The sequence below is a fragment of the Kitasatospora sp. NPDC058406 genome (genome assembly GCF_042722765.1).
In the GTDB taxonomy this organism is placed as follows: domain Bacteria; phylum Actinomycetota; class Actinomycetes; order Streptomycetales; family Streptomycetaceae; genus Kitasatospora.
Genome location: NZ_JBHXKE010000013.1, coordinates 17,412 through 43,314, shown reverse-complemented (window position 1 = coordinate 43,314; position 25,903 = coordinate 17,412). Strand labels below are relative to the sequence as shown.

The window sequence follows — 25,903 nt, the reverse complement described above, 5'->3', positions numbered from 1 at the left end:
CGGACGGCTGCTCTCCGACCTCCACGGGCAGGAGCACCTCCCCGGAAGACTCACAGTCGAATTGACGCGCCGTCTCCGAACACCGGCGAGTAACGGCCGCGCAGCCCCGTTCGGCTGCCCCGGCGTACAACCGGGACTGCCCGCGCCTGCGGCGACCCACGGTCGGAGCCCCACCGGCCCCGGCTCCGCAGTACCCGTGCCCAACCAGGCCGGTTCGGCCGCCCACGAAGCGCCCACTGCCCGGACGGGCAGCGTCGAAGTTCCCCGGCCGGCCCGCGCGCGGGGGCGACATGGTCGAGGCGTCCTCGTCGAGCCGCGCGGGCCGGCGAGGAGGAGGCATCGAGGCGTCCGATCACGACAGGACGGCGAACGGAGCGGCCACCGCGAGCCCGATCAGGCCGACCCCGGCCGCCGTGGCGGGTGAGGCGGGTGAACTCGCAGGCCAGACGCATCCGTTGGTGATGCGGCGGCTCCTGGTCCGGGACGTCGACCAGCTCCTGCTCGGTCAGCTCGGCCACCACCGAGATGCCCCGCAGGTGCAGCCGACGCTCCCGCCACGCCGACCGCGCCGCGAACAGCACGGCAGCACCGAACCCCGCGATCAGCCAGCCGCAGAACCACCCCAGGATCACCTGGACGACCCCGCCCTGGTCGCCCGCCGCGATCGAGAGCCCGACCGGGCACAGAAGGAACAGCACCAGCAGCTCGCGCGCAGGGCCCCACCCGTGATCGGAACGATGGGTGGATGAGTAGCCGGTCACATGAGCCGCAGGGCAGCTTCTAGTCGGCCAGCAGCGCGCACACGAAGTCCTCCTCTACGGCGCGCAGGTGGGCCAGCAGGTCCGGGTTGACCCGCTGGTTCACCTGGCTGGTGACGGAGACGGTGAGGCTGCGGCGCCCGTCCGTGGTGCCCGCGCCGAACTGCGTGTAGCCCGCGGTGTTGCCCGTGTGCCCGAGCACGACGCCGCAGCGGGTGGTGTACTCGAAGATCGCCAGCCCGGCACGGTTGGCGCCCGGGCCGGCGGGCTCGGAGGCGCCCTCGATGAAGGCCCGCTGCTGCTGCCGGGTCTCGTCGCTGATCAGCGGGCCGCCCGCGTACCCGGCCGCGAACGTGTTGAAGTCCCTCGGAGTGGACACCAGGCCGCCCGAGGCCCAGGCGCCCGAGGCGCCGAACTGCGTGCTGACGTCCTCCGGCGGGTCGGGCGGCTGGACGGCGTAGCCGTGCAGGTAGGGCTCGGGCAGCTCGTACCCGGAGGGGAGGCTGGTCTGCGTGAGCCCCAGCGGCCGGTAGACCTGGGAGGCCAGCAGGTCCTCGTAGCGCTGCCCGGTCGCGGCCTCGGCCATCAGGGCGACGGCGATGTTGTCGGAGTTGGAGTACTGGTAGCGGGATCCGGGGGTGAACTCCAGGTCCTCGTCGGCGACGAAGTCCAGCAAGTGCTGGGAGTCGAACACGTGGTGCGGGTCGGCGACGATCAGGTCGACGAAGCCCTGCGCCATGCTGTAGTCCGGCAGCCCGCTGGTGTGATGGAGCAGCTGACGGAGCGTCACCGCTCCCCAGTCGCCCGGCAGCGAGGGCAGCCGGTCGGCGATCGTGTCGTCCAGTCCGAGGAGCCCGCAGTCGACCAGGCGCAGCGCGACCGCGCCGCTGAACGCCTTCGCCGCGCTGGCCAGCCGCATGTGGTCGGTGGAGCGGGGCGGGCGGCCGGTGCCGACCTCGGAGACTCCGGCCCGGAGCACCCGCACGTGCCCGTCCTCGCGCAGTACGGCGATGGCGCCGGGCGGGCCGTCCGGACGGTCGACCAGCTCTTGCAGGCGGGCCCGAAGCTCGCGGTCGTCGCCGCGGGGCTCCGCCGCGGCGGGCGCGGCCGGTGCCAGGGCCATCGAGGCGGCGAGCAGTGCGGTGACCGCGTGCCCTGGACGGCGGGTGGGCCGCGGTCGGGCGGTGAGCGGCGAACGGCGGGAGCGCAGTGGCACGGCGGGGCCTCCGGAGGGCGTCGCGGCGACGGGAACGCCCGCCGCTCTGGCCGGAGAGGGATCACCCGTTCGCGGGCCGGGGAAACGGTCGGGCCCCTGCCGTGACCCGCCCGGCCGAGTCGTACCGGCCGAGCGGCCGCAGGCCGCGCGACGGCGACCGGCAGGTCGCGCGTCAGCCGTCGGAGCGGTGCCGGGCGGCTTCGATGTGTCCGAGGTAGCGGTGGGTCCAGTCGCACAGCCCGTCGATCGTCACTCGCAGGGCCTGGCCCGGCTCGGTGAGGGTGTACTCGACCCGTGGCGGCACGACGGGGTGCACCGTCCGCTCGACCAGGCCGTTGCGCTCCAGCATGCGCAGGTTCTGGGTGAGCATCTTGTGACTGATCCCCTCGACCGTGTCCCGCAGCTCACCGAAGCGCAGGGTGCGCTCCCCGAGGGACTCGATGATCAGGAGCGCCCATTTGTTGGCGACGTCCGAGAAGATCTCCCGCGCCAGGGAGTCGGCCCGCCGCAGGTCTGCGTTGTCGGTCGAGCCCGTGAACTGCTTGGTCACCATGAGGTTCCTCAGTCACCGAAAAGTGCGTTCTTCCATGTCAGCGCACACTCTCCTACGGTTCCCAAGTAACCACAAGAGAGCGGACGCATCGTGGCTCGACGGCCTCGGACCGCGGGCGCCCCTGGCGAGGGAGACAGCAGCATGGCCATCACCCTGGTGAACCCCGGTGGACTGCCGGAGATCGACGTCTACCGGCAGGTGTCGATCGCGACCGGCTCGAAGCTCGTCTTCGTCGCCGGACAGGTCGCATGGGACGCCGACGGGGTCACGGTCGGCGACGGCGACCTCGCCGCTCAGGTCGAGCGGTGCTACCTCAACATCGGCACGGCCCTGGCCGGGGTCGGTGCTTCCTTCGACGACGTGGCGAAGCTGACGGTCTACGTCGTCGACTGGACCCCCGACAAGGTGCCCCTGCTCCTGGAAGGGATCGCCCGGGCGGCCGCGAAGCTGGGCGTCACGCCCGTGCCGCCGGGCACGCTGCTGGGTGTCGCGGCGCTGGACGTCCCCGAGCATCTGGTCGAGATCGAGGCCACGGCCGTCATCGACTGATCGGGCGCTTCCGAACCGCCGGACGTGTGCGGATCGTTGTCGGGTGCGGAGCGGTCGAACGGGGCACCGGTTCCGGCGGCGGGGCGCGGGACCGGTACGGCGCGCCGCCCCGGCACCAGGCCCGGGAGCGGTCACGAACGCACGGCCGAGGGCGCGGAGGCGAGCCCGGCGGAGAACGCCTTCGGTGCCCGGCCTGCTACGGGACGGCGATCTGCTCGGTCCTGTTCGCCCCGATCACCTCGATTCCCCTGGTCCCCAGGATGCCGTCCAGCGGCAGGGAGACCGTGTACGGGGTGGTGGCGGGGAGCCCGATGCCGGGCAGCGAGCCGATGACCTCGATGCCCCAGTACTCCGGACGCTCGATGTAGACCAGCGGCGAGAGACGAACCGTCATGTTCACGTAGGGCATGACGCCGTTGACGACCAGGATGAAGGTGCCCGGAACGATCCCCGGGACGGCCTTCGCCTCGTCGAAGTCGATGATGCGCACGGACTCCGGCGTCGGCAGATCCGCGTAGTTCTTCACCATGGTCGGTCCTCTCGTCGCTGTGACGTCACCAGTCACTTCGTCGACGCAGACTAGTGGACATTCGTCTACGAACCGCATGTCCAACACGCCCGCGTACCTGGCGGCGGAACGCGGCTCAGCCCGGCTGCGCGGCAGCCTCCTCGTCGGCGGCCTCGCGGACCATCTCCTCGTACCGCGCTTCGGCCTCCTCGCGGGTGTCGGCCTCCTCGACGTAGCGGGAGTAGGGCCCGAACCGGGCGGCGCCGTAGACGATGACGCCCTGTCCGGCGTCGTAGCTGATCAGCTCGATCCACAGGTCGTCGGACACGTCCGTACGGAGCAGGGTGGTCTCGAACTCGTCGTTGAGGAGTTCCTCGACGTGCTCGTAGTGGGGGAAGTCATCGGGGTGGGCGAAGATCAGGCGCACAGGGTCTCTCAGGGGTCGGGCGGTCGACGGCGCGCGCGGCCTCGCCCGGCAGGCGGGGACACGTGCAGGCCGGGAACGCGGGCCGCGCTCCCGGTGCCACCGTAGTCACCCGCACCGACAGTACGTCGCATCGGACGGAGGCACCCCGCACGCGCTCAGATCCACCCCTCCTCCCAGGCGCGGCGGGCCGCTTCGTGGCGGGTGCGGACGGCGAGTTTGGTGATGGCACCGGAGAGGTAGTTGCGGACGGTGCCGGGAGCGAGATGGTGCTCCGTGGCGAGGGCACTGATGGCCTGGCCGTGGTGGACGGCGCGCAGCACGTCCAGTTCGCGGGGGGTGAGGGGGCAGGGGGTTTCGGTGAGGGCGTGGGTGGCGAGCTGGTGGTCGATGTAGCGGCCGCCGTCGTGGACGTCGCGCAGGATCGCGGCCAGGCGGGTGGCGGGGGTGGTCTTGGGGACGAAGCCGTGGATGCCCGCGGCCAGAGCGCGGCGCAGCACCCCGGGCCGGGCGTGGCGGGTGACGAGGACGGTGGGGACGGGGCGGTGGCGGTGGATGGCCTGGGCGGCGGAGATGCCGTCGAGGTGGGGCATCTCCAGGTCCAGGAGGGCGATGTCGATCGGGTGGCGGGTGGCGGCTTCGACCGCTGTGGGGCCGTCAGGGGCCTGGGCGACGACGGTGAGGTCGGGTTCGAGGCCGAGGAGCGCGGCGAGGGCGCCGCGGGTGAGGTCCTCGTCGTCGGCGAGCAGGATGCGGATCACTCGGGGGTCTCCCGGTGGCTGTGGCCGGTCAGTTCGAAGTGGCCGTCGGGCTGGGTGGCGATGCGTACGTACCCGCCGATGGCGTGGAAGCGTTCCTGCAGTCCGGCCAGGCCGCTGCCGGGCTCCGCCGGGCGTGAGGGGGCTCCGTCGTTGCGCAGCAGGACGCGGGCCCGGCCCGGGCCGGCGGTGATGGTGATGCGGCAGTGGCGGGCGCGGCTGTGGCGGAGGATGTTGGTGACGCCCTCGCGGACCAGGGCGGCGAAGGCCGGCTGGAGCTGGTGGGGGATGCGTGCGGCGTCGCCGTCGATGGTGGTGGTGATCCCGGCGGCCTCCAGGATTCCCGCGGCGTTGGTCAGTTCGGTACTCAGGCTGGCTCGCCGGTAGCCGTGGACGACGGCCCGGGACTCCTCGAGTGCGCTGCGGGCCAGTTCGGAGATCTCCCGGACCTGTGTGCGTGCCTCGTGGTCGCTGCGGCCGATCAGCCGCTCGGCCAGCTCGCCCTTGAGCGTGATGACCTGGAGCCGGTGGCCCTGGAGGTCGTGCAGATCGGCGGCGAACCGCAGCCTCTCCTCGGCCACGGCGAGGGTGGCCGTGGTCTCGCGGAGGTGTTCGGCCTCCAGCACCGCCCGCCACAGCCGGACCAGCATCAACTCCACCCCGGCGATGAACAGCACCATCCCCGCGCCGGTCGCCGCCGGCACCCCGGGCAGTAGTTCGGGGTGGTCGTGACGCCACTGCGCCACTGCCTCGCCCAGCACCGCGCAGCCCACCGCGACCGCCGTCAGCAGCCGGCGGCGCGCCCGGGCGGGCAGGGACAGGGCCAGCGCCGCCGCCATGGCCCCTGGCAGCATGGCCCAGTCGAGTGCGGTGTACGGGCGGTCCGCCATCTCGCCCCACATCGCGATCGCCGCGGCCAGCAGCAGGAAGCTCCACCGCCCTCCGGCGGTCGCGGAGCCGTGGAGGGGGGCCCGGCCCGCGCGGCCGACGGGGACCGCCCGGCGGATGAGACGCGTGTGCTGGACCGCGACGGCGATCAGCACCGGAGCAGCCATGACCTGGGTCCTGGTGCCCAGGTTGAACGCGAGGTCGTTCGCGGCCAGCAGCAGCCAGAGGGGGCCCAGGGCGAGCAGCGTCCAGCAGGTCAGGCGGCCCAGCCGCCCCGGCTCGGCCGTCCTGGGCCCCGCAGGTGAGATGATCATTTCCGGTCAGCCTAGAGTCCGCCGTCGCCGTCTGTCTGTGGCCGAACCAGCCAAACGTCATGACAGTTGTCACCGGCCGACCATGACACGGCCCGCCCGGCTCGTGGCATCGGCCACTACCGGCGCCCGGTGCGCCACGACGAGACTTTTCCTCACCCGGACCGCGGAGGTCCACGGTCCGGGCGCGTACCGACCGCCGGCCGGTACGGACCCCGACCCCGGTTCCTGTCCCGCGCATGCGATCTCCGAGGAACCGATCCTGACCAGGGTCCTCAAGCTTCTGGACACAGAGGCCCGCCTCACGCAGAGCGCCGCTGCCGTCGTGTGCCTCACCACGGCAGCGGCACTGCTGCGAGGCCCGAAGCATCGCCAATGACGCATACGCACGCGCATGACCTTCCTGCTCCTGTACGAGGCGTGTGCGCGCACTCGTCGTCGCGCGCACGTCTCATCCCTGTTTCCGCGACCGCTGGAGAAACACAGATGACCACCACCCGCAAGGCGCGCCTGCGCACCGTCGCCGCCTCGGCCACCACCGCCGTCGCGGTGGGCCTGCTGGGCCTGGGCACCGCTCCCGCCGCCCATGCCGACCCCCTCCCGACCCTTTGCAACCCCGCCGTGGACCACGCCACCACGGAGCCCTTGAACCTGCAAGTCACGCCCCTCGTCACCGACTTCCTCATCTACAACGTCACCGCGGGCACCACCGGACAGCACAGCGACACCCTGAGCCGGGTCAGCTCGGTGACCACCACCGTCGACAACAGGACCGAGATCACCGCCAGCGCGAGCGCGCTGTTCGCCAAGGTCGAGGTCAAGATCGGCTTCTCGGTCCAGAAGACCACCTCCAGCACCACCACCCAGACCGTCAGCGACACCTGGAACCTCGTTTCGCCCGGACGGTACGGCCTCTACCGTGGGACCCGCGTCGTCACCGGCCAGTACGTCAACCGCATCTGCGCCCAGACCGGCCCCACCACCGGCATCTGGGTCACCACCTCGTCGAGCCCCGGGACCTTCACCACCTACGAGTCCCCGGAGATCGGCTCGGTCGGCTGCGCCCCCGTCCAACCGGCCGGCACCGTGCGCCGGGCGGCCCAACTCCTCATCAGCAGCTGCTGACCGTGCCCACCGACCTGACGACGGAGGACCTCGTGACGAACCCACTGCGCCACCCCACCACCCGCCGGGGCACGGCGCTGCGCGCCCTCGGCGCCGCCGCCCTCGCCTCACTGGCCGGCCTCACCCTGCTCGCCGGCCCCGCGTCGGCCGCGCCCCGGGGTCCGGCGTCGAGCGAGTGGCACGGCTACGTCTGCGACGACGGCTACTACCGGATCAAGACGCCCTTCGGACAGCTCGTGGAGAGGAACCAGGCCAGCCCCTGGGGGCAGGCCGTTCAGAGCCCCGACAGCGGTGGCTACCACCAGCAGTGGAAGATGTGCCACTACAACGCCGACAACCAGATCTTCATCTTCCGCAGTCGGCAGAACGAGAACACCTGCCTGGGCGTCTGGAAGCAGAACCCGAACGACACGACCGAGGGACTGGCCGACGGCGCCAACTTCAACGTGTTCGACTGCTCGGGGTGGATCTACCTCAACCAGCTCTTCACACTGGTCCACACCTCGCCCGGCTCCAGCGAGGTACTTCTCCGGATCGCGCACAGCGGGAGCTTCGCCACCGTCGCCGACCCGGCCGGCTCCGCCGGTTCGCCCGTGGCCCAGTACTCCTACCGGGCAACCGTCTTCACCCTGGAGCACCTTGCCGGCTGACGGCCCCACACCACCCGGGGGCCCGGCCCGCACAGCCGGCCCCCGGGCCCCACCCGTGGCCCGTTAGCCCCGGTCACGGGGTCGAGGTGATGACGACGGCGGCGGCGGATTCGCGTGATCGTCGCAACGCCGCCGGTCTCGTCGCTGACCGAGTGGTGACGGTGGCATCAGCGGGCGACGGCCGACAGGTCGCTCCGACCGGCGGGAGTGCTGCCCCGAGCGTGTGCTGTTCCTCTGCGCTACGGTTCGAGCCCTTCGAGCCACTCGGCCACGTCCAGGGACTGTTGCAGAGCGATTTCGAAGCGGGCGGGGTAGACCTGAGCGAGGCTTCGGCGGATGGCGACGGCTTCTCGGACGGCGGCCAGGCCTTCTTCGCGGCGGCCCGCACCCCCCAGTTCGACGGAGAGGTTGTTGAGGGCCATCGCCAGGTCGGGTAGGTAGGCGCTCGGGTCGGCCGCCACGAGGGTGCGGTAGTGGCCGGTGGCTTCCTCGATCGCGGCCAGCGCTTCGGCCCGCCGGCCCGCACCACCCAGCTGGGTGGAGAGGTTGTTGAGGGCCTTGGCGAGGTTGGGTCGGTGGGCGTCGGGGTTGGCCGTTGCGAGGGTGCGGAAGTGGCCGGTGGCCTCAGCGGCGGCGGCCAGGCCTTCGTCCTGTCGGCCGACGTCGCCCAGCCTGGTGGAGAGGTTGACGAGGGTCAGGGCCAAGTTGGGTCGGTAGGCGTCGGGGTTGGCGGTTGCGAGGGTGCGGTAGTGGCCGGTGGCTTCTTCGATCGCGGCCAGCCCTTCGTCCCACCGACCCACCTCGCCCAACTGGATGGAGAGGTTGTTGAGGGCCATCGCCAGGTCGGGTCGGTGGGCGCTCGGGTTGGCCGCTGCGAGGGTGCGGTAGCGGGCGGTGGCTTCCTCGATCGCGGCCAGCCCTTCGTTCCACCGACCTGCACCGCCCAACCGGACGGAGAGGTTGGTGAGGGCCATGGCGAGGTCGGGCAGGTGGGCGCCCGGGTTGCTGCTGGTGAGGGCACGGTAGTGGCCGACGGCCTCCGCAGCGACGGTCAGTCCCTCGCTTCCGCGCCCGACCTCGCCCAGCCCGACCGAGAGGTTGGTGAGGGATTTGGCGAGGTCGGGCAGGTGGGCGTCGGGATTCGTCGCGACCAGCGTGCGGCGGATGGCGGTGGCCTCAGCGGCGGCTGCCAGCCCTTCGTTCCGTCGGCCCACGGCTCCCAGCCGGGCGGAGAGGTTGTTGAGCGCCTTGGCGAGGTCGGGCAGGTGGGCACCGGGGTCGGCCGCTTCCAGGGTGCGGTAGTGGGCGGTGGCCTCAGCGGCGGCTGCCAGCCCTTCGTCCCGTCGGCCCACGTCCGCCAGCCGGACGGAGAGGTTGGTGAGGGCCATCGCCAGGTCGGGTCGGTGGGCGCTCGGGTCGGCCGCTGCGAGGGTGCGGTAGTGGGCGGTGGCTTCCTCGATCGCGGCCAGCCCAGCGTCCAGCCGGCCCGCACCACCCAGTTCGACGGAGAGGTTGTTGAGGGCCATGGCGAGGTTGGTCAGGTGGGCACCGGGGTCGGCCGTCGCGAGGGTGCGGTAGTGGTCGGTGGCTTCCTCGATCGCGGTGAGGCCCTCGTCCCGCCGGCCCACCTCTGCCAGCCGGACGGAGAGGTTGTTGAGGGTCATGGCGAGGTCGGGGAGGTGGACGCCGGGGTCCGTTGCCGCCAGGGTGCGGTGGTGTTCGACGAGTTCGTGGCAGAGGCGGGCCGCGGTGGAGGCAAGACGCTGGCTGGCGTGGGGGAGTAGGCCGTAGAGCCCGGCGAGACGGTGGGGTGGGGTGCTGGAATCACCGGTGATGGCGTCGAGGGCGGCGATCAGGGGCCCCGGGTGGTCGGTGCGGATGGCGGTGGTGACGATGTGTCGGGCCATCTGCCGGTCGTGGCGCAGACAGAGATCGGTGAGGTGGTTCTCAAGGCGCCGGTGGAAGACGGGGTGGGCGGCGGCGCGGCTGTAGACGGTGAGGAGCTGTACGGCCCGGCCTTCGTCGGCGTCGGTGAGGAGGTGGTCGGCGAGACGGGGGTCGGTGTCGAGGGTGCGGCCGATGTGGCGCTCGGCGAGGCGGTCGGGCTGCAGTGATCCCCAGGGCGGCCCGCCGGGGGCGGCGTCGGCGGGGTAGAGGGTGGCGAGCCAGGCGGTGACCTGGTCGCGGCGGTCGCGGGGCTGGTCGGCGAGTGCCGGGAGTCGTCGCCAGAGCCGGTCGGCGTGTTCGCGGTCGCCGGCGCCGACGAGGTGGGCGGCGGCGAGTGCGGTCTTCAGGGTTGCCGTGCTCAAGGCGGGGCTGAGGCCACGGGCGGTGGCGCTGTCGCGCCAGTACCGGCTCTCGTGGCCGAGCAGCCGGTCCTCGACGTCCTGTGCCCGCCCGTGTGTCCCGCCGTTTCCCGCCGGTCCGGGTCCGCCGATTCGGGGTTCGGGCCCGGTGGCGTCGAGGAGGTCGGCGAGGGCGGTCATGTGGAGGGTGAGGGCGTTGCCGTAGGCATCGTGGCCGAGGTGCCGGGGCACGGGCAGGGAGTCGGCGGCCGCGGTCCAGTCGTGTCCGGCGAGGCCGTGGACGAGGGGGAGGGCCGTGGCGAGGGCGTGGACGGCTTCGCGGTAGTGGCCGGCCCGCCGGCCGGGGTCGTCTTCGAGGGGGGTGAGGCGGTGGGTGCGGGCCGTGGCGAGGTGGTCCTCGGCCTGGCGGGTGGCGGTGGTGGCCTGTTGCCACCAGTCGCCGGCGGTCCGGGCGAGCAGGAGCAGCCTGAGGGGGCTGGTCCCCGGGTGTTCGGCGGCGGCTTCGATCAGGGCCCCGAGCTGCTCGGGGCGGGTCTCGGCGTAGTCGAGGACGACCAGCACCGGCTTCGCCGCCCGCCGCACGTCCAGCAGCTGGGCTGTCGTGGCGGCGGCCCGCGGCCACAGCACCGCCCAGCCGTCGGCAGTCAGCAGGTGGGCGAGGTGGTGGGCGAGGCGGGTCTTGCCCTGACCGCCCGGACCGTGCAGCAGCCACACTCCGAACCCGCCCAGCGCGCACCACGCGGTCATCTCGGCGAGCAGGTCCTCGCGGCCGTGGAAGGGAACGGTCTGCCGCCCGGCCTCCAGCAGCGCCGCCGGTGTCGCAGGAACGGGCCGGCCGGCAGGAGAGCCGGCGCGGTCGGTGAGGTCCTGGAACTCCACCGGCTCCAGACCCCCGACCGGGCCGGCACCGTGCTCGGCCAGGGCGGCGCGGAACGCCGGGTCGTGGTGGAGGACGTAGGCCGGGACGACGTTCAGCCGGCCGTGGGCGGAGTGGTTCCGATCCGCGGCCACGACGCCGGTCAGGTGGCGGTCGCAGAACATCGCGGCGCCGGACAGGCCGCCCCACGGCGACGTCCCGCCGCCGCGCCACCCGGACACGGGCGTGCGCAGGTCCATGACGTACTGGTTACCGACGAAGCCACTGCCCGGGTTCACCTCCCCGCGTAGCTGAGAGGCCTCGATCGGACGGCCGTGGCGCTGGGCCTCGTCCGGTACGCCCCAGGTCTCGCACCGCGCGCCAGGGCGTCTGGTGACCGTGCGCCCCCACCGGACGGGCGCGGTCGGCGGCTGCCAGTGCTCGGAGTCGTCGACCAGGACCAGTGCGGCGTCGTCACGCTCCTTCGGTGTGCCGGCCCACACCACGCGCCCGCCCGCGCTGCCGGTACCGCCCGGGTGGAACACCTCCACCCTCGTGCCGACAGGTCCGGTGACGTGGGCGGAGGTCAGGACGAGCCGGCCACCGACCGCGTATCCCGACCCCGACCCCGACCCCGATCCGTGACCGGGCCCCCTCGGCCCGGTCACGGCGGCCACCCGTTCCTCTTCCACCCCGACCGAACCCGTCCTGTGTACCTGACGCACGGTCACGCCGATGCGAACACCGTAGGACCCCGGGCCGGGCTCCCGCAGCTGATCCGCCGAGCCCGTGGCCGCTGCGGGGAGCGGCACGACGGGTTCGGCTCCGGCCGGGGTGGACGCTCAGTACGGCGTCGGCCCAGGTGCCGTCCCCCGGGCACGGGTGCGATCTGCGGGACGGGCGGTGCGACGAAGCCGTCCCGTCGCCCGTCCCGCAGGCCGTCCCGCAGGCCGCTCGGGATCCTCAGGAGGAATCGGTGGCCTGGTAGAGCGTGGTCCAGAAGTCGTGGATGAGCCGCGCCGAGTCCGGGGTGGACATCCCGACCTGGGTGAGCAGGATTCCGGTGAGCCGGTCGTCCGGGTCGGCGTGGACGGTGGTGCCCGTACCGCCGTCCCAGCCGAACTGACCGACGGGTGCGTAGTCGCTCCGGTGGGTGCGCACCGCCATCCCGAAACCCCAGCCGCCCTGCTGCCCCTGGCCGACCGTCATGTGGGCGATGCTCCGGTACATGGCGTCCCGGGAGGCCTGCTGCCCGGGTGTGAGGCGGTTGGTGGTCATCAGCTCGACGGCGGACCGGGACAGGACCCGTTCGCTGCCGTGCACCCCGTGATCGAGCAGCATCCGGAAGTAGGCGTGGTAGTCGTCGACGGTGGAGACCAGCCCGCCGCCGGCACCTTGGAAGACCGGGGGCCGGCTGGACCGTCCGCCCTCCGCCTCGTCCCAGACGTGGAACTCCCCGGTCTGCGGGTCGGGCCCGTACAGGGGCGGCAGCCGGTCGATCTTCTCGGCGGGCACGTGGAAGGCGGTGTCCTTCATCCCGAGCGGTTCGAGGACGCGTTCGCGCAGGAACGTCTCCAACGGCCGACCCGTGACCCTGGAGACCAGCACGCCGAGTACCTCGTTGCCGAGGTCGTACTGCCACCGCTCTCCGGGTTGGTACGACAGCGGCAGTTCCCCGAGGCGGCGCATCCACTCGTCCGGGTCCGGTGCCGGGCCGGACGCCACGCTGTAGTCGAGGCGTTCGAAGGTGGCGGCCCGGATCGGGGACTCCAGCAGATCGAAGTCCAGTCCGAGCCCGAACGTGGAGGTCAGCAGATCCCGTACGGTGATCGGCCGCCGCGCGGGCACGGTGTCCTCCAGCGGGCCGTCGGGCCGCTTCAGGACCCGGCGGTCGGCGAGCTCGGGGAGCCACGGGTCCACCGGCTCGTCCAGCCGAAGCCGGCACTCGTCGAGCAGGATCATCGCTGCCGCCGTCGTGACCGGCTTGGAGGTGGACGCCATCCGGAAGATCGTGTCCCGGCGCATCGGCGCGCCCCCGTCGTGCCGCATGGTCCCGAGCGCTTCGACGTGCGTCCGGCCGTCGCGGCTGACCAGGGCGACGAGCCCGGGAATCCTCCCGGACTCGACGTGCCGTGCCAGCACGTCGTGCAGCCGGCGCAGCCCTGCCTCGGAGAAGCCGCTGTCGTCCCTTGCCATCATGAATCCCCTTGTCCACGGTGTGCGATTCCACGGCGGCCCCGGTGGCTGCCCGGCCCCTTCGTGGCGGCCTTGGAAGGAGCGTGCACCTTGACCCAAGGTCAAGGTCAACGCGACACCTAGGGGGGGCGGGCGGGAGACGAACGGGAGCGGACGCGCGCTACCCTCACCTCTGTGATCATCCGCAACCCCCAGCTCACAGTGAGCGCGAAGGCCGCCTGCGGCCACCGCTCGACCGTGCCCGAGGACGTCCGCGCCGACGCGGCTCGCGAGGGCGCGGCGCCCGGGGACACGGCCGCCCACGATCTGCGGGTGCGTTGAGCCGATGGCAGGCGGGCTCACGATCGGTCAGGCAGCGGCGTTCGTCGGCGTCACGATCAAGACCGTGCGGCACTACCACCGGCTCGGCCTGGTCGCCGAGCCGGAACGTGACGGTTCCGGCTACCGGCGTTACGGGTCGGCCGACCTCCTCCGGCTGGTCCAGGCCCGGACCCTGGCCGGAGCGGGCGTCCCGCTGGCCGAGATCGGCGAGCTGCTCGATGCCGTTCCCGAGCGGTTCGCCGCCGCCCTGGACGATGTCCACCGCCGGCTCACCGCACAGGTCGAGGACCTGATCGCGCGACGCGACACGCTGCACCGGCTCGCCCACGGCGACCGCGCCCTCCTGCCCGACCGGGCCTGCGCGGTCCTGGACCGGCTCGCCGCCCTCGGTTTCGGCCCCGACTACGTCGCCACGCAACGGGAGGCCCTGGTGCTGGCCCGGGCGCTGGCCCCGGAGGTCTTCGACACCTTCCTGACCAGGCTCGAACGCGGACTGGGCGATCCCGAGTTCGTCGAACTGACCAAGCGCGGCCTGGAGGTGGCGTCCTGGCACCCCGACGACCCGCGGATCGAGGAGCTGGCGACCTCGATGGCCGACAAGCTCCTGGCCGGCCGCGCGCTGCTGGAGGTGCCGGCGGGCTCCCGGCGCCGGTCCGACGCCTCCGCCCGGTACGGACTGATCAACCACCACCGGGAGGATCAGGAGCCGGCCATCGCCCGGCTGAACACCCTGGTCGAGGCGCACCTGCGCGCCGCCGGCATCGAAATCCCGCACCAGTGACGGCCGACCGGTAGGACTGACACCGCGGCAGGTACGCCGTACCCCGCCGCCTCCGGACCTGGTCGGCTGCCGGACGGCCGGCCCCGGTGCGACGGCGCCCCGCTCTACGTCGGCGCCCGGCGTCGTCAGTACGGGCAGGCGATGCGCCCCCCGGGGGGGCCTGCGCATGCGTCGGAACGCCTGCGCAGTAGTCGGGTCCGCGCCGCCTCACATCCGGGATCTCAGCACGTCGACCTCACATCCCGGCGCGAACGGGTCGAAGCCGTGCTCGATCAGCCAGCGAACCACCAGCAGGCTTCGCAACGACCACCACGCGTGGATCACGTCGAGGTCGACGTCGGTGCCGTAGCCGGCGACGACGTCGTCGAGGTGCTCCTCGTGTCCGAGCGTGAAGGTGGCGAGGTCGTACAGGGCATCACCCTGGCCCGCCTCGGACCAGTCGATGATGCCCGTGACCTCGTCGCCGTCGACGAAAACGTGGGCGATCTGCAGGTCGCCGTGCGTGAACGCCGCAGTCCACGGCCGGAGCGCGGCCTCGGCGACCTGGCGGTTGCGGGTGACCAGGTCAGCGGACAGGAGACCCTTCGTCACGAGCAGCTCGCACTCGTCGTCGAGTTCGGCCGCCAGCGCGGCGGTGCCGCGGCCGGCCCGGCCGGGCCAGGGCGGCAGCGGTGCGTCGTGCAGCTTCCGGATGGCGGCGCCCGCCGCGGCCCACGCCGCCGACGACCCGGTCGACGGCCCACCGAGGCGCCCGAGCGTCGTCCCCGGGAGCGCGGCGATCGCGAGGACGGGCGGTTTGCGCCACAGGACCTCGGGGGTCGGAACCGGCGCGAGGGACATCGCCTCGACCTCGACGTCGACGCGCGCCTGATCGGCGTCCACCTTCAGGAACACGTCGCCGACGCGCAGGGTGGCGCGCTCGGGATGGGCGACAACGACTTTGACCTCATCCATGGGCGACCAGTATCCCGGGGACCATCGCCGACGTCGCCAGGTTTGTCGCGTGCGACGACGCGGCCGACCAGGTCCTGCTACCCGGCGGCCTCGCGCACGACACCGACCGCTGACCGGCTCAGGCCCACCACCTCTGTCAGGAGCCCTGAGCGCGGCCGAAGAGGCCCTTCCTCCTCGGAGCGGCCACGGGCGCGGGCTCGGTCTCGGCCACCACCTCGACGAGGTTGCCCAGGGTGACCCGGAACGTTCTCCTCTGGTGCCCCTGCGTGACCTCCACCAGCCAGGACCGGTCCGTCAACTGGTAGATACGCCGCCCGTGGTGCGGGTTCCAGTGGTCTCCCAGCCAGCCCCCGGGCCGGAAGGTCCGGGCGGTCTCCACGGCCGCCTCCCGGGCCTGCTCGAAGGTACCCGCCTCCTCCTGGCGGCCGAGCCGCCAGGAGGTGCCGCCGTCGTCGGTCCTGCCCTCGTAGCTCTCCTCGACCAACACGAACCATCTGCCGTCGACCGTCATGCCCGGTCCCACCCCCTTGATCAACGTCGAACCTAGTGTCCTGACCACGCAGGAGGCCACTCAACCGCCTGCCCGGATGGTCCCGGCGAACCATTCCTCCCAGGGCACCGGCGATCACGTTCCCGATCGGCCCGGGCTTCCCCGCCCGGTCCGACGCCAGGGCCCGGCGGGGAAGATCGCTCAGGAGGGTGCGACCTCACGGAGCCGATCCACCGGTTCCGAGCAGGCCCCGGCATCCGGGTGGGACGGGTTCCAGAGCCGGTCGGCTTCGCCCCGGGCGACATGCTCCTCGTAGATCCGCACCTTGTGCCGCATCACGTCCAGGGTCTCCTGCAGCTCCCGGACCTGGGCCTCCACGTGGTCCTGGTGCCGGCGCAGCAGTTCGAGCCGTTCGTGCTCGTTGCCCGTGCCCTGGCGGACCAGCTCGATGTACTGCCGGATCATCGCCAGCGACATGCCGGAGGAACGCAGCTTCGTACAGATCGCCAGCCATCCCAGATCCTCCTCGTGATAGATCCGGCGGCCGTTGGACAGACGGCGTACCGGGTTGGCGAACAGGCCCTCCCGCTCGTAGAACCGCAACGCGTGCACGCTCAGCCCACTGCGCTGCGCCACCTCACCGATGCTCAGGTCCATGAGCGCCCCCCTCACCCAGCTGTTGATCTAGACCCGACTCTAGGGTCTAGCGTCGAGCCGTCGGCCCGTCGGGTCGACGGAACAGGGGAGAAGCATGAGTATCTGGTTTGTCACCGGGGCATCGCGGGGGCTCGGCGCGGAGATCACCCGCGAGGCTCTGGACCGGGGACACCGCGTGATCGCTACAGCGAGGGACGTGTCGGCGGTGCTCGATGCGTACCCGCACCAGCCGGACGGACTGCTGGCGGTGAACGCGGACGTGACCGAACCGGAGCAGCTGACGGCCGCTGTGGAGGCCGGGCTCGCCCGGTTCGGCCGGATCGACGTCGTGGCCAACAACGCCGGGTACGGACTCGTCGGCGCGATCGAGGAGACCTCGGACCAGGCCGCTCGGGCACTGTTCGACGTCAACGTGTTCGGCGTGCTCAACACGCTGCGGGCGACCCTGCCGACGTTGCGCGCCCAGCGATCCGGACATGTCCTGAACATCAGCTCCGTGGCCGGCTTCGCCACCGCGCCGGCGACGGGCCTCTACGGCGCGTCGAAGTTCGCCCTCGAAGGCATCTCCGAAGCACTCCACGGCGAACTCGCCCCCCTCGGAGTCCGCGTCACGATCATCGAGCCGGGCGGCTTTCGCACGGACTTCCTGGGCAGCGCCAGCCTCCGGATCGAGCCGGCCACCATCGCCGACTACAGCACCGCCGCGGGACCGGTGCGCGAGGCACTGGTCCACAACGACGGCCGGCAGCCGGGCGACCCGGCGAAGGCCGCCAGAGCCGTCGTGGACGTCACCGAGACCGCCGAGCCTCCGCTGCGCCTGCAGTTGGGCGCAGACGCGGTCGAGCGTGTCGAGGCGAAACTGGATCTTGTACGGCGTGAACTCGACCAGTGGCGCCACGTAGCACTCTCCACCTCCGTCTGACGGACGAGCGGTCGCCCCGGCCGCCGCCCGCTCGACGGCCGAGCCCGGTCGGTTGAGCGCCCGGGGCTTCCCCCTCTACCGGTCCCCACGATGCCGGACGGTGGACGCGCGAGGCCCTCGCCCGGCGCCCTCCCAGGGGCGCCTGGCGAGGGCCGTTCCGCTGTCGGACGGCCGCGTGCCGTCAGAGCCCTCCGCCAGACATCCTCCGTCAGGCGCCCACGGTGAGGTCCCCGTGGGCAGGTGCGTCCTCGAAGGCCTCCTGGTAGTCGGCGTTGGCGATCGGACGCAGGGCGAAGAATCGTTCCGGCAGATCGAAGGCGTCGACCAGGGTGAGGGACTGGTCGGCGAGCCGGGCGATGGCCTGCTCGATCAGGTCGGGCAACTCGTCGAGCCGGGCGGCCGTCAGGTGCCGCTCACCGTGCAGCGTGCCGCTGCGGGCCTGGAGACGCCGCAGGGTGAACACGAGGTGCAGGTCCAGGAGCGCCGCGCGGGCCTGCGGATCGGTGGCGCGCACCGCCCAGGCCAGCAGGGCGGCCCCGGCCTGGTGCTCGGCCCGGGCGGTGACGGCGTCCAGGGCGGCGGGAGCGGCGGCGTTCCAGCGGCGCAGGCCGTCGCCGGCGGGTGCCTCGCGAAGCCGGGCCCGCGCGCGGACCAGCAGGAGGTGCTCGGCGGTCTGCAGCAGTCTCTGACGGACGGCCGGGTCGCTCAGGCTGCCCTCGGTGGCGCCGGCCGGCGGCGGATCCCGGTCGAGCAGCAGTTCGGCCCCGGTCTTCGCCCAGAGCGCGAGGTTGTCACCTTCGGCGGTGATCGTCCCTTCGACGTCGATGGCCGCGGAAACGATTCCGTTGACGGGGAGGAGGCCCTGGGCCCCGCAGCGCTCACGGCACTCGATCAGCAGGGCACGCGCCTGCCAGGTGATCCAGCCCTTCGCCACGGCGACCTGGCGTTCCGCGACGGTGACGGCCTCCGGGTCCGTGCGGTCGCGCTCGGCCCACCGGGCGGTCGCCACCCGGTGCAGTGCCGTCATCGCGTAGGCGGTGGCGAGCCCTTCGACCAGCGGACCGTGGTGGGTGCGGTGCGCCCACACGGGTACCCGGCGGTCCGGCCGGGCACCGGTCACCCGGCGGTGGTGGGCATAGCGGACGGCGGTGGCCAGCGCGGCCCGGGCGGCGCCGATCCCGCTGGCGCTCATGCAGAGCTTGCCGAGGGTGACCCGGCCGATTCCGGTGAGGAACCGTTTCCGCTTGCTGCCCACCGCGCTGGTGAAGGTGCCGTCGTCCGCGAGCCGGCCCTGCTCGCCGGTCAGCAGCGCCTCGTACGGCAGGCGGACCTGGTCGAAGGAGGTCAGGCAGTGGTCCACCGGACTTCCCGGGCGCAGCGGCAGCGGTCGCACGGTGATCCCGGGCAGGGTGCCCCGGTGGTCGGTGAGCGGGACGAGGAAGAGGAACACGCCGTGGTCGCGGCCCTCGACCAGCAGCCGTGCGGCCACCACGGCGGACTTGGGGCCGCCGGCCAGACTGGTGTTGGGCATGAACTTCCGGGCGCCGACGTGCGGGGTGTGCAGGGTGAACGTGCGGTCGGCCGGGTCGTAGGCGGCGGTGGTCTCCAGGGCGGTGGCGTCGTTGCCGTGCGCGAGCTCGGTGCAGAGGAAGGTGCCGATCCGGTCCATGGCGGCGTACTCGGTCAACGGCCGCTTGGGGTGGGGATCGTGGTCGAGCAGGCTGCCGAGGAAGAGATTGTAGTGAATGCCCGCGAGGACGGTGAGTGCGCCGTCCAGTGGGCCGGTCCACTCGTGAAGGGCCGTCAGCCGGTAGGGGTCGCGGGAGAGTTCGAAGGGATCGGTGATTCGGTTCAGACGACGCAGACGCCGGTAGGAGGCGTCGAGCTGGTCGGAGAGATCGGTCTCGTGCTGCCGGTGCATCGACGGGTCGGTGGCCAACTCCTGCCAGGGGCCGTGCACCTGGGCCCGGTCGGCCCCGAAGAGGAGATGGCGCAGCTCCGTGACGGCGGGGTCGGGGGTGCCGGGTTCGGCGTCGGCACTGCGGGTGCCGGGAATCGGGATCATGTTCTCACTAATGGCTCGCCCCTCGCGGATGACACGGTGTTGTGATCAAGGTCACCCGGGGTGGCCGTTCCCTGCCTGCCTGTGACCGCCCGCCCGGTCTGCGGACCGCAGGTCGAACGGCGATCCCCGCGCCCACCCGCTCCCGGTGGCAGGCCGGGAGCCCGCCACCCCGCGGTTCGGGTGACGGGCTGCCAGGGGTGGATCCGCGAAGCGGGTCAGTCCCGCAGGGCGAGCACCAGGGCCGGGACGGCGAGCAGGAGTAGCAGCCAGGGTTCGGCCAGGACGACCACTCCCAGGCCGGAGTAGGCCGCGATCTCCGCGGTCCGCTGCCGGGTGCGCCGACGCTTCTTCACGGCCTTCTTGTCGGCCTTCCGGTCCAGCTTTCCGTCGTGCTTCTCGGCGTGCGTCTCGTCGTGCTTCTCGAACGACTGCGCCAGCTCGCCTCGGTTGTCGAACATCGGGTCCTCCATCGAATGGTCGTGATCTGGGATGCGGTGCTGCGGTTGGGGAGTGGAGCCGCGGGGTCGGCGCTCGCGATCCAGGGGCCGTGAATCGGGCGACGCCGGGGTGCTCCTGTCGACGGCGGTGTCGGTGGTGCGTTCGGCGGTGAGGGGTCATGCCTGACCGATCATGCAGCAGACTAGGTGTGGTCAATCACTCACTCTCTTGCCCGATCGGATGGCCGTCTGCGGGCTGCCATCTGGTCGGACGATTGAACCCGTAGGAGTAGGGGGTTAACGTCGCCGTTCCGTTTGCTTGTGAGTAATCAACCACTCATTCTCTGGGGCGTCAACCCTTCAAGCGCTTCCGCGGCGGGCACTGCGGTCCTCAGCTGCCGAGGGCTGCCATCACCTCGCGGAGCTGCGCGAGCGGCTCGGGACCGCAGATCCGCACCACCACCGTCTGCGCGCCGGCGTCCGCGAGCGTGCGGAGCGCTGCGGTGGCCTCGGCCGCCGTGCCCCCGGCCGCGAACGTCGCCGACTCCTCGCGCCCCAGCCACTGCGCGTGTCCCGCCACGGCGTCCCGCAGGGCCGGCGCCGCCGCGCCTCCCACGCCCACGAAGGTGAAGGCGGTGATCGTGTAGTCCGCGCCCGCGCCGCCGCGCTCCGCGGCGGCGCGGACCGCGCGCAGATCCGCCGGGCCGTGGCCCTCGGCCACGAGCGTGCCCTGCGCGGCGCGGCCGGCCAGCTCCAGAGACTTGGGCGAGACGACGCCCGCAATCACCGGCGGCACCGCATCCTTCGCCGGCGGGTGGACCAACTCCACCCCGTCGATTCGCAGTTCACGCCCGTCCACGGTGACGCGCTCGCCACGCAGCAGGCCGCGCACCGTGTTCAGGGTCTCCTCCAGCAGCGCCAGCGGCGACCGCGGGGCCACACCGACCTGCTGCATCCACTCCCGCGCACCGTGACCGATCCCGGCCACCAGCCGGCCGGGGAAGACCCTGGCCAGGGTGGCCACCTCCATCGCCAGCAACGCGGGGCTGCGCAAGGGCGCGGGCGCGATCCCGATGCCGACGCGGAGCCGCTCGGTCGCGCCCAGAGCCACCGCCGCCGCCGAGATCCCGCCGTTCCACCCCAGATCCTCGACGACCCACAGGTCGTCCACCCCCAGCGCCTCGACCTCGCGCGCGAAGGCGGGCAGCCCGGCCGGGTCCCAGGAGCGGTCGTACATCACACCGATACGAAAGGCCGTCATAAAGGGTCAAGCTATAGGGCGGGCATGGTCGCCGCCTACCTCATGGTCCAGCCCACACCCGCACCGCCCGGCGCCCACCCACGCCGTGATCCCGGACAGGTCCTCGGCCCTCGGGTGCTACGGCGAGCTCCGGAGCGGCCGGCGGCGGGTGGTCCGGGCAGGAGTCCGCCCTGCGGAGGAGACATGACGCGACAGGCCGGTACGTCCCTCAAGAAGTCGGGGCCCGCTGCCGAGAAGGCGGATGTGACCTACTCATCGACGCGCCGTGCGCTGCTGACCGGTACCGCCCTCCTCGCGGCCGGCGGACCATCGGTGCCGGCCGCCGCCTCGCCTGCCCGCACGACCGGCCGGGCCATCAGGGAACGCCAGGTGGACGACCGGCTGATCGAGCTGACCGTCGACTCCGCGGCCCTGGGCCGCACCGTCCCCGTCGCCCTCCTGACCCCTCGCGGCTGGGACCGCCGAAAGCCCGGCGACCGGTGGCCCACGCTCTACCTCCTGGCGGGCGGCGACGGCGACCACACCACCTGGGCCACCATGTTCAAGGTTCAGGAGCTGGCCGAACTCCACGACGTCCTCGTGGTCATGCCGGCCATGCCGCTCTTCGGTTTCTGGACCGACTGGTGGAACCACGGCCGGGCCGGCGGACCCCTGGTGCGCACCTACTTCCTCCGCGAAGTCATCCCCCTGGTCGAACGCGACTACGGCGCCGGACCCTGCCGCGCTGCGGCCGGAGAGTCCCAGGGCGGCTTCGGGGCGTTGGGCATGGCCGCCCGAATCCCGGGCCTGTTCGGCGCCGTGGCCGCCTTCAGCGCCCCCTTCCACCCCGTCCGCCACCCGGAGATGTGGCTGTCCGGCGCGGCCTATGTGGGCCTGGACGGCTACGCCATCTGGGGAGACCCTTGGAAGCAGTGGGACGTCTGGCTGGACTGGGACCCGTACTACCGGGCCGAAGGGCTGCGGAACACGCCCGTCTACCTCTCCTCCGGCGACGGCACGCCCGGCCCGCTCGACGCCGACGAGCCGGAGGTCCACATCCCCGGCACCGAGAAGTGGATCGCCCTGTTCCCCGACGACGTCGTCTCCGTCACCGAGGCCGCCTGCGGCTTCGAGGCCCGGGCGCTGGACCGCAGGCTCAAGGGCCTGGGGGCGCCGGTCACCACGCACGTCTTCCCCGGCACCCACACCGGAACCTACGGGTACCGCGAACTCCGCCACGCCCTGCCGATACTGCTGGACGCCCTCCGCCCGTAGCAGCACGGGGGCGAACCTTGCCTCCGGTCGTCGGGTCAGGCGAACTCGTGCGCGTAGGGGTTCGGTTGCAGCCTCGGCGACCCGGCCGATCCGGTGTGGGCGTGTGGGCCCGGTGGGGGCGGTGGGGGCGGTGCTTCAGCGGGGGGCGGATGCGGGGGAGAGCCCGATCTCGGCGAGGAGCAGCCGGAGTTGCTGCTCGGCGAGATCGGAGGTCTCGTTCCTCAGCCAGCGGAGGTGGCCGAAGGCCTCAAGGACGGCGAGCCCGTGCAGCCGGGTCCAGGCTCCGAGGATCGCGGCCGCGGCGGCGGTCGGGAGGCCGGGGTGCAGTTCGGCGGCGTAGCGGGCCAGGGCCGGGTCGGGTGCGACGTCGTCGGGCAGGCGTAGCCGGCCCTCCTGCCAGGCCTCGACGAACAGGGGCGCGAGTGCCCCGCCGACGCGTCGGGTGGCGGTGCTGGTCGGGCCGTCCGGTGGGGCGGCGTAGCCGGGGACGGGGGTGCCGTAGATCAGGCCGAACTCCTGGGGGTGCTCGACGGCCCATCGGCGGTAGGCGGCGAGTGCGGCGAGCAGCCGGTCGGCCACGTCGGCGTCCGGGTCGGCGTCGCGGGCCTGTTCGAGGGCGTCGCCGAGCCGGTCGAAGGAGTCGGTGATCAGCGTGGTCAGCAGCGCGTCGCGGCTGTCGAAGTAGCGGTAGAGCCCGGCGGGGCTCATGCCGAGGTCGGTCGCGACCGTGCGGAGGGAGAGCTGGGCGGCTCCGACCTCGCGCAGTTGGCGCAGGGCGACGGCCTTGATCTCGTCCAGGGTCTCGGCGCGGAGCCGTTCACGGCGGGTGGGTGAGGGCATGCGAACACTCTAGCAAAGTGCGACTGCCGTTTACATCGCGAACACTGCTCGCTAAAGTGCGAACACTAGTCGCACAGTGAACGCCACTCGCAAGGAGTTCGTGTCCATGTCCGTGACCCATCACCCGGTCCCTCTGTCCGGCGTCCCGCCCCGCGCCTTCGACCCCCGGCGCACGGCCGCCGTTCTGCTGGCCGTCGAGGGCCTCCTCCTCATCGTCCCGATCGTGGTGCTCGGAGCCGCGATCGGTTGGCCCGCGAGCCTCGACGACCCCGCCGCCATCGCGCTGCCGCGGCTGCTGGAGAACGAAGGTGCCGTCCGCGCCGGATACGCCGTCTACCTGGTCTACTCGGTCCTGTTCCTGCCGGTCGCGGTGTGGACCGGCAGGGCCCTGACCGGCGGTACGGAGAGCCTGCTCACGCGTCTGGCCGTCGGGTTCGCCGTCGCCTCGACCCTCGCCCGCACGATCGGCATCTCGCGCTGGCTGCTGGCGATGCCCGGCCTCGCCGAGACCTACGGCGCTGCGTCCGACGCGGCCGCACGCGAGGCGGTCGCCGTGCAGTACCAGGTGCTGAACGACTTCGGCGGCGGCGTCGGCGAAGTCCTCGGCGTCTCGCTCTTCGCGGTGGGCTGGCTCGTGTGCGCCTCGGTGGCCGCCCTGCGCGCCCGCACCGCACCGCGGTGGCTGCTGATCGCGGCACTCCTCACCGCGGCAGGTCTCGCCCTGCCGCTGGTCGAACTCGCCGGCGCCGATCCGGGCGCCGCCACCTCGATCGGTTCGGCCCTGCTCCAGCTGTGGTTCCTGGCCGCTGCCGTCGTTCTCGCGCGCCGGGCCCGCTGACCTCGCCGCTCCTCGGAGCCCCGGCGGCGGCTCCCCTCGGGGCCGGCGGCGCGGTGGGACCCGCCCAGCCGACCTCGCCGCCGACGCCGGCGCCACCACCACCGAACCCGTCGTATCCCAGCCGTCCCATCGAAGGAGCGCACCATGCCCACCCCTCTGCACGTCGTCCTCGGCGCCGGCGGCGGCATCGGGTCCGCCGTCGTCCGCGAACTCGTGCGCGGCGGCCACCGCCCCCGCGCCGTCGGGCGCACGCCGATCGACGTGCCGGCCGGCGTCACCTCCCTCACTGCCGACCTGACCACCACCGAGGGCGCCCGCGCCGCCTTCGCCGGCGCCGCCGTCGTGTACCACTGCGCCCAACCCGCCTACCACCGATGGCCGCAGGACTTCCCCGGGCTCACCGACGCCATCGTCGAAGGGGCCGCGGCGGCCGGCGCGAAGCTCGTGTTCGCCGACAACCTCTACCGGTACGGACCGATCGACGGGCCGGTGTCCGAGGAGACGCCCCAGCGACCCAGCAGCCGCAAGGGCGCCGTCCGCAAGGCGATGACGGACCGGCTCCTGCGGGCCCATGACAGCGGACGCCTTCGCGTGACCATCGGCCAGGCCGCCGACTACTACGGTCCCGGCGGTACGAACAGCGTCATCGGCGCCGCAGTGGTGCCGGCCGTACTCGGGGACCGGACGGTCTTCTGGCCCGGGCGCCTCGACGTCCCCCGTACCCTGCACTACCTGCCGGACGTCGCGGCCGCGCTGGTCCGGCTCGGCGAGAGCGACGCCGCGGACGGGCGGGCCTTCGTCCTCCCCGCCGCCCCGGCGCTCACCCCGCGGCAGTTCATCGAGGAGGTCGCCGCGGCAGCCGGCACCCGCGCCCGCGTCCGCGCGACCGCGAAGCCGCTCATGCGACTGGTCGGACTGTCCAACCCCGCCGCCCGGGAACTGGTCGACATCTGGTACCAGTTCGACCGCCCCTGGACCGTCGACGACGGGCTGTACCGCCGGACCTTCGGTCCCGCCGAGGTCACCACGCCGCAGGAGGGCGCGGCTGCGACGGTCGCCTGGTACCGGGCCCGCACGGTGGCCCACGCCTGAGGGGACCCGTCGTCCTCGCCCCGACGTGCAGGTGCCGGGCCTGCCCCGGAGCGCACGCAGTCTCCCCACGTGCGGGGATCCGTCCGGCACGGTCGTCGTGCTGCGACGCGGGGCATTCGTCACGGACGGCGGTGTCGGCCGGGTTCTGGTTCGCCGAACGCGCCCGCGGTACAGGCCCGCCGAGGTGATGCCCCTGCGGCCCGCACGGTGATGCCCCCGCGCCCGCACGGCCACCGGCCGAAGGGGCACTCACCGTCGGCCGGGTGGACAGGAATCGGACCGCTGCACCGTCGGACGGCGTCGTCGCCTACAGTGAGTCACTCGCGGGAGGAGCGTGGTGAGGGAACGGGTGGTGAGAGCGGCCGAGCCGGGCCGTCGTGTCCGTCCGGGCACGGCGGTGGCGCTGCCGTGCGTACTCCTCGCCGTCTGGGCCCTGTGCCTGGTCCTGCTCGGTACGGCCCCGATCGCGCAGGCCGCCCCCGCGCCGGCGGTCCCCTCGGCCGCACCCGCCACCCCCGTGCCGGTCGGCCCCGCACGTCCGGAGGTCCGGCGCGGGCCGGAGCGCAGCGGCTCGGATGCCGCCCTGCAACGGACGACGGCCACGGAACCCGCCACGCGGTTGCCCGTTCTGCCGCCGGCCGTCCTCGCGTGCGCGTGCCCGGCCGGTCCCGCGCCCCTGACGGGGGCGTCCGCCCCGGGGCCGCGACAGGAACGGGCACCGCCCCGCGGCGCGTACGACCCGCGGCTCACCCGCGGTCCTCCCTCCACCCGGAGCAGCTGACGTTCCACGCGCCCGCCGTCCCGGGAGCCGCGGCATGCCCGCGGCCCGGAACGAGAGGGATCCGGCCGTTCGACGCCGGAGGCTCGTTGCGGCGCGTTGTCCCCTTGCGTCC

Annotated in this window: 24 protein-coding genes; 9 read left to right on the top strand and 15 right to left on the bottom strand. The window is 72.8% G+C overall.

The window, feature by feature from the left end; translation table 11 throughout:
• Positions 1–780: 780 nt before the first annotated feature.
• On the bottom strand, positions 781–1,974 hold the full coding sequence (locus ACFWOG_RS04845; RefSeq protein ID WP_380354858.1) for a serine hydrolase domain-containing protein: 1,194 nt from the start codon (positions 1,972–1,974) through the stop codon (positions 781–783).
• A 172-nt stretch (positions 1,975–2,146) separates the two neighbouring features.
• Positions 2,147–2,527: a helix-turn-helix domain-containing protein gene (locus ACFWOG_RS04840; protein WP_329875970.1), complete on the bottom strand. Its 381-nt coding sequence runs from the start codon at positions 2,525–2,527 to the stop codon at positions 2,147–2,149.
• Positions 2,528–2,668: 141 nt separating this feature from the next.
• On the opposite strand from ACFWOG_RS04840, the gene ACFWOG_RS04835 reads away from it, so the two are divergent.
• Positions 2,669–3,076: a RidA family protein gene (locus tag ACFWOG_RS04835; RefSeq protein ID WP_380354855.1), complete on the top strand. Its 408-nt coding sequence runs from the start codon at positions 2,669–2,671 to the stop codon at positions 3,074–3,076.
• A 196-nt stretch (positions 3,077–3,272) separates the two neighbouring features.
• On the opposite strand, the gene ACFWOG_RS04830 is transcribed toward ACFWOG_RS04835, so the two are convergent.
• The 4 genes from ACFWOG_RS04830 to ACFWOG_RS04815 form a co-directional block, all read right to left on the bottom strand.
• Positions 3,273–3,605, bottom strand: coding sequence for a hypothetical protein (locus tag ACFWOG_RS04830; protein WP_355404867.1), 333 nt, complete (start codon positions 3,603–3,605; stop codon positions 3,273–3,275).
• A gap of 115 nt (positions 3,606–3,720) precedes the next feature.
• Entirely contained in the window at positions 3,721–4,011 is a 291-nt protein-coding gene (locus ACFWOG_RS04825; RefSeq protein ID WP_380354852.1) for a hypothetical protein, read from the bottom strand.
• A 155-nt stretch (positions 4,012–4,166) separates the two neighbouring features.
• Positions 4,167–4,769, bottom strand: a complete 603-nt coding sequence (locus tag ACFWOG_RS04820; protein WP_329875976.1) for a response regulator transcription factor — start codon at positions 4,767–4,769, stop codon at positions 4,167–4,169.
• The gene (locus ACFWOG_RS04815) at positions 4,766–5,968 is read right to left on the bottom strand and encodes a sensor histidine kinase (RefSeq protein WP_380354849.1); all 1,203 of its coding nucleotides are present in this window, start codon (positions 5,966–5,968) and stop codon (positions 4,766–4,768) included. Before ACFWOG_RS04815 ends, ACFWOG_RS04820 begins: the two co-directional genes overlap by 4 nt.
• 483 nt (positions 5,969–6,451) lie before the next feature.
• On the opposite strand from ACFWOG_RS04815, the gene ACFWOG_RS04810 reads away from it, so the two are divergent.
• Entirely contained in the window at positions 6,452–7,090 is a 639-nt protein-coding gene (locus tag ACFWOG_RS04810; protein ID WP_380354846.1) for a hypothetical protein, read from the top strand.
• 32 nt (positions 7,091–7,122) lie between these two features.
• Complete coding sequence (locus ACFWOG_RS04805; RefSeq protein ID WP_380354844.1) at positions 7,123–7,740, top strand: RICIN domain-containing protein; 618 nt, start codon at positions 7,123–7,125, stop codon at positions 7,738–7,740.
• A 239-nt stretch (positions 7,741–7,979) separates the two neighbouring features.
• Here ACFWOG_RS04805 and ACFWOG_RS04800 read toward each other — a convergent pair whose 3' ends face one another.
• Together ACFWOG_RS04800 and ACFWOG_RS04795 are read right to left on the bottom strand one after the other, a co-directional pair.
• Entirely contained in the window at positions 7,980–11,447 is a 3,468-nt protein-coding gene (locus tag ACFWOG_RS04800; RefSeq protein ID WP_380354842.1) for a tetratricopeptide repeat protein, read from the bottom strand.
• Between the two features lie 418 nt (positions 11,448–11,865).
• Positions 11,866–13,098, bottom strand: coding sequence for a serine hydrolase domain-containing protein (locus ACFWOG_RS04795; RefSeq protein ID WP_380354891.1), 1,233 nt, complete (start codon positions 13,096–13,098; stop codon positions 11,866–11,868).
• A gap of 174 nt (positions 13,099–13,272) precedes the next feature.
• Here ACFWOG_RS04795 and ACFWOG_RS04790 point away from each other — a divergent pair, with 174 nt between their 5' ends.
• Both ACFWOG_RS04790 and ACFWOG_RS04785 read left to right on the top strand, forming a co-directional pair.
• A complete protein-coding gene (locus ACFWOG_RS04790) occupies positions 13,273–13,419 on the top strand; it encodes a hypothetical protein (protein ID WP_380354840.1) in 147 nt (48 codons plus the stop codon).
• A gap of 4 nt (positions 13,420–13,423) precedes the next feature.
• Complete coding sequence (locus ACFWOG_RS04785; RefSeq protein WP_380354838.1) at positions 13,424–14,200, top strand: MerR family transcriptional regulator; 777 nt, start codon at positions 13,424–13,426, stop codon at positions 14,198–14,200.
• Between the two features lie 207 nt (positions 14,201–14,407).
• Here ACFWOG_RS04785 and ACFWOG_RS04780 read toward each other — a convergent pair whose 3' ends face one another.
• The 3 genes from ACFWOG_RS04780 to ACFWOG_RS04770 form a co-directional block, all read right to left on the bottom strand.
• Complete coding sequence (locus tag ACFWOG_RS04780) at positions 14,408–15,154, bottom strand: phosphotransferase family protein (RefSeq protein ID WP_380354836.1); 747 nt, start codon at positions 15,152–15,154, stop codon at positions 14,408–14,410.
• Between the two features lie 136 nt (positions 15,155–15,290).
• Positions 15,291–15,665 (bottom strand): hypothetical protein, encoded by a 375-nt coding sequence (locus ACFWOG_RS04775; RefSeq protein WP_380354833.1) that lies wholly within the window; start codon positions 15,663–15,665, stop codon positions 15,291–15,293.
• A gap of 180 nt (positions 15,666–15,845) precedes the next feature.
• A complete protein-coding gene (locus tag ACFWOG_RS04770) occupies positions 15,846–16,301 on the bottom strand; it encodes a MerR family transcriptional regulator (protein ID WP_380354831.1) in 456 nt (151 codons plus the stop codon).
• A gap of 94 nt (positions 16,302–16,395) precedes the next feature.
• Here ACFWOG_RS04770 and ACFWOG_RS04765 point away from each other — a divergent pair, with 94 nt between their 5' ends.
• Entirely contained in the window at positions 16,396–17,223 is an 828-nt protein-coding gene (locus ACFWOG_RS04765) for an oxidoreductase (RefSeq protein ID WP_380354829.1), read from the top strand.
• 208 nt (positions 17,224–17,431) lie between these two features.
• Here ACFWOG_RS04765 and ACFWOG_RS04760 read toward each other — a convergent pair whose 3' ends face one another.
• The 3 genes from ACFWOG_RS04760 to ACFWOG_RS04750 all read right to left on the bottom strand — a co-directional run bounded on the left by ACFWOG_RS04760 (position 17,432) and on the right by ACFWOG_RS04750 (position 20,986).
• A complete protein-coding gene (locus ACFWOG_RS04760) occupies positions 17,432–19,288 on the bottom strand; it encodes an acyl-CoA dehydrogenase (RefSeq protein WP_380354826.1) in 1,857 nt (618 codons plus the stop codon).
• 215 nt (positions 19,289–19,503) lie between these two features.
• Positions 19,504–19,746 carry a hypothetical protein gene (locus ACFWOG_RS04755; protein ID WP_380354823.1) on the bottom strand — a complete coding sequence of 81 codons (243 nt, stop codon included), beginning with the start codon at positions 19,744–19,746 and terminating at the stop codon, positions 19,504–19,506.
• 370 nt (positions 19,747–20,116) lie between these two features.
• Positions 20,117–20,986: an LLM class flavin-dependent oxidoreductase gene (locus ACFWOG_RS04750; protein ID WP_380354821.1), complete on the bottom strand. Its 870-nt coding sequence runs from the start codon at positions 20,984–20,986 to the stop codon at positions 20,117–20,119.
• A gap of 183 nt (positions 20,987–21,169) precedes the next feature.
• Here ACFWOG_RS04750 and ACFWOG_RS04745 point away from each other — a divergent pair, with 183 nt between their 5' ends.
• Positions 21,170–22,240: an alpha/beta hydrolase gene (locus ACFWOG_RS04745; protein ID WP_380354818.1), complete on the top strand. Its 1,071-nt coding sequence runs from the start codon at positions 21,170–21,172 to the stop codon at positions 22,238–22,240.
• A gap of 135 nt (positions 22,241–22,375) precedes the next feature.
• On the opposite strand, the gene ACFWOG_RS04740 is transcribed toward ACFWOG_RS04745, so the two are convergent.
• Positions 22,376–23,080 carry a TetR/AcrR family transcriptional regulator gene (locus tag ACFWOG_RS04740; protein ID WP_380354816.1) on the bottom strand — a complete coding sequence of 235 codons (705 nt, stop codon included), beginning with the start codon at positions 23,078–23,080 and terminating at the stop codon, positions 22,376–22,378.
• A 106-nt stretch (positions 23,081–23,186) separates the two neighbouring features.
• Here ACFWOG_RS04740 and ACFWOG_RS04735 point away from each other — a divergent pair, with 106 nt between their 5' ends.
• Positions 23,187–23,918, top strand: coding sequence for a DUF4386 family protein (locus ACFWOG_RS04735; RefSeq protein ID WP_329877219.1), 732 nt, complete (start codon positions 23,187–23,189; stop codon positions 23,916–23,918).
• A 144-nt stretch (positions 23,919–24,062) separates the two neighbouring features.
• On the top strand, positions 24,063–25,010 hold the full coding sequence (locus ACFWOG_RS04730) for an NAD-dependent epimerase/dehydratase family protein (protein ID WP_380354814.1): 948 nt from the start codon (positions 24,063–24,065) through the stop codon (positions 25,008–25,010).
• The last annotated feature ends 893 nt before the right edge of the window (positions 25,011–25,903 follow it).

What these genes read in the sequence shown, in the direction of transcription:
- ACFWOG_RS04840 (WP_329875970.1), bottom strand. Translation starts at nt 2,527, where the DNA reads ATGGTGACCAAGCAGTTCACGGGCTCGACCGACAACGCAGACCTGCGG.
- ACFWOG_RS04835 (WP_380354855.1), top strand. Translation starts at nt 2,669, where the DNA reads ATGGCCATCACCCTGGTGAACCCCGGTGGACTGCCGGAGATCGACGTC.
- ACFWOG_RS04830 (WP_355404867.1), bottom strand. Translation starts at nt 3,605, where the DNA reads ATGGTGAAGAACTACGCGGATCTGCCGACGCCGGAGTCCGTGCGCATC.
- ACFWOG_RS04815 (WP_380354849.1), bottom strand. Translation starts at nt 5,968, where the DNA reads ATGATCATCTCACCTGCGGGGCCCAGGACGGCCGAGCCGGGGCGGCTG.
- ACFWOG_RS04810 (WP_380354846.1), top strand. Translation starts at nt 6,452, where the DNA reads ATGACCACCACCCGCAAGGCGCGCCTGCGCACCGTCGCCGCCTCGGCC.
- ACFWOG_RS04795 (WP_380354891.1), bottom strand. Translation starts at nt 13,098, where the DNA reads ATGGCAAGGGACGACAGCGGCTTCTCCGAGGCAGGGCTGCGCCGGCTG.
- ACFWOG_RS04785 (WP_380354838.1), top strand. Translation starts at nt 13,424, where the DNA reads ATGGCAGGCGGGCTCACGATCGGTCAGGCAGCGGCGTTCGTCGGCGTC.
- ACFWOG_RS04780 (WP_380354836.1), bottom strand. Translation starts at nt 15,154, where the DNA reads ATGGATGAGGTCAAAGTCGTTGTCGCCCATCCCGAGCGCGCCACCCTG.
- ACFWOG_RS04775 (WP_380354833.1), bottom strand. Translation starts at nt 15,665, where the DNA reads ATGACGGTCGACGGCAGATGGTTCGTGTTGGTCGAGGAGAGCTACGAG.
- ACFWOG_RS04770 (WP_380354831.1), bottom strand. Translation starts at nt 16,301, where the DNA reads ATGGACCTGAGCATCGGTGAGGTGGCGCAGCGCAGTGGGCTGAGCGTG.
- ACFWOG_RS04765 (WP_380354829.1), top strand. Translation starts at nt 16,396, where the DNA reads ATGAGTATCTGGTTTGTCACCGGGGCATCGCGGGGGCTCGGCGCGGAG.
- ACFWOG_RS04760 (WP_380354826.1), bottom strand. Translation starts at nt 19,288, where the DNA reads ATGATCCCGATTCCCGGCACCCGCAGTGCCGACGCCGAACCCGGCACC.
- ACFWOG_RS04755 (WP_380354823.1), bottom strand. Translation starts at nt 19,746, where the DNA reads ATGTTCGACAACCGAGGCGAGCTGGCGCAGTCGTTCGAGAAGCACGAC.
- ACFWOG_RS04750 (WP_380354821.1), bottom strand. Translation starts at nt 20,986, where the DNA reads ATGACGGCCTTTCGTATCGGTGTGATGTACGACCGCTCCTGGGACCCG.
- ACFWOG_RS04745 (WP_380354818.1), top strand. Translation starts at nt 21,170, where the DNA reads ATGACGCGACAGGCCGGTACGTCCCTCAAGAAGTCGGGGCCCGCTGCC.
- ACFWOG_RS04740 (WP_380354816.1), bottom strand. Translation starts at nt 23,080, where the DNA reads ATGCCCTCACCCACCCGCCGTGAACGGCTCCGCGCCGAGACCCTGGAC.
- ACFWOG_RS04735 (WP_329877219.1), top strand. Translation starts at nt 23,187, where the DNA reads ATGTCCGTGACCCATCACCCGGTCCCTCTGTCCGGCGTCCCGCCCCGC.
- ACFWOG_RS04730 (WP_380354814.1), top strand. Translation starts at nt 24,063, where the DNA reads ATGCCCACCCCTCTGCACGTCGTCCTCGGCGCCGGCGGCGGCATCGGG.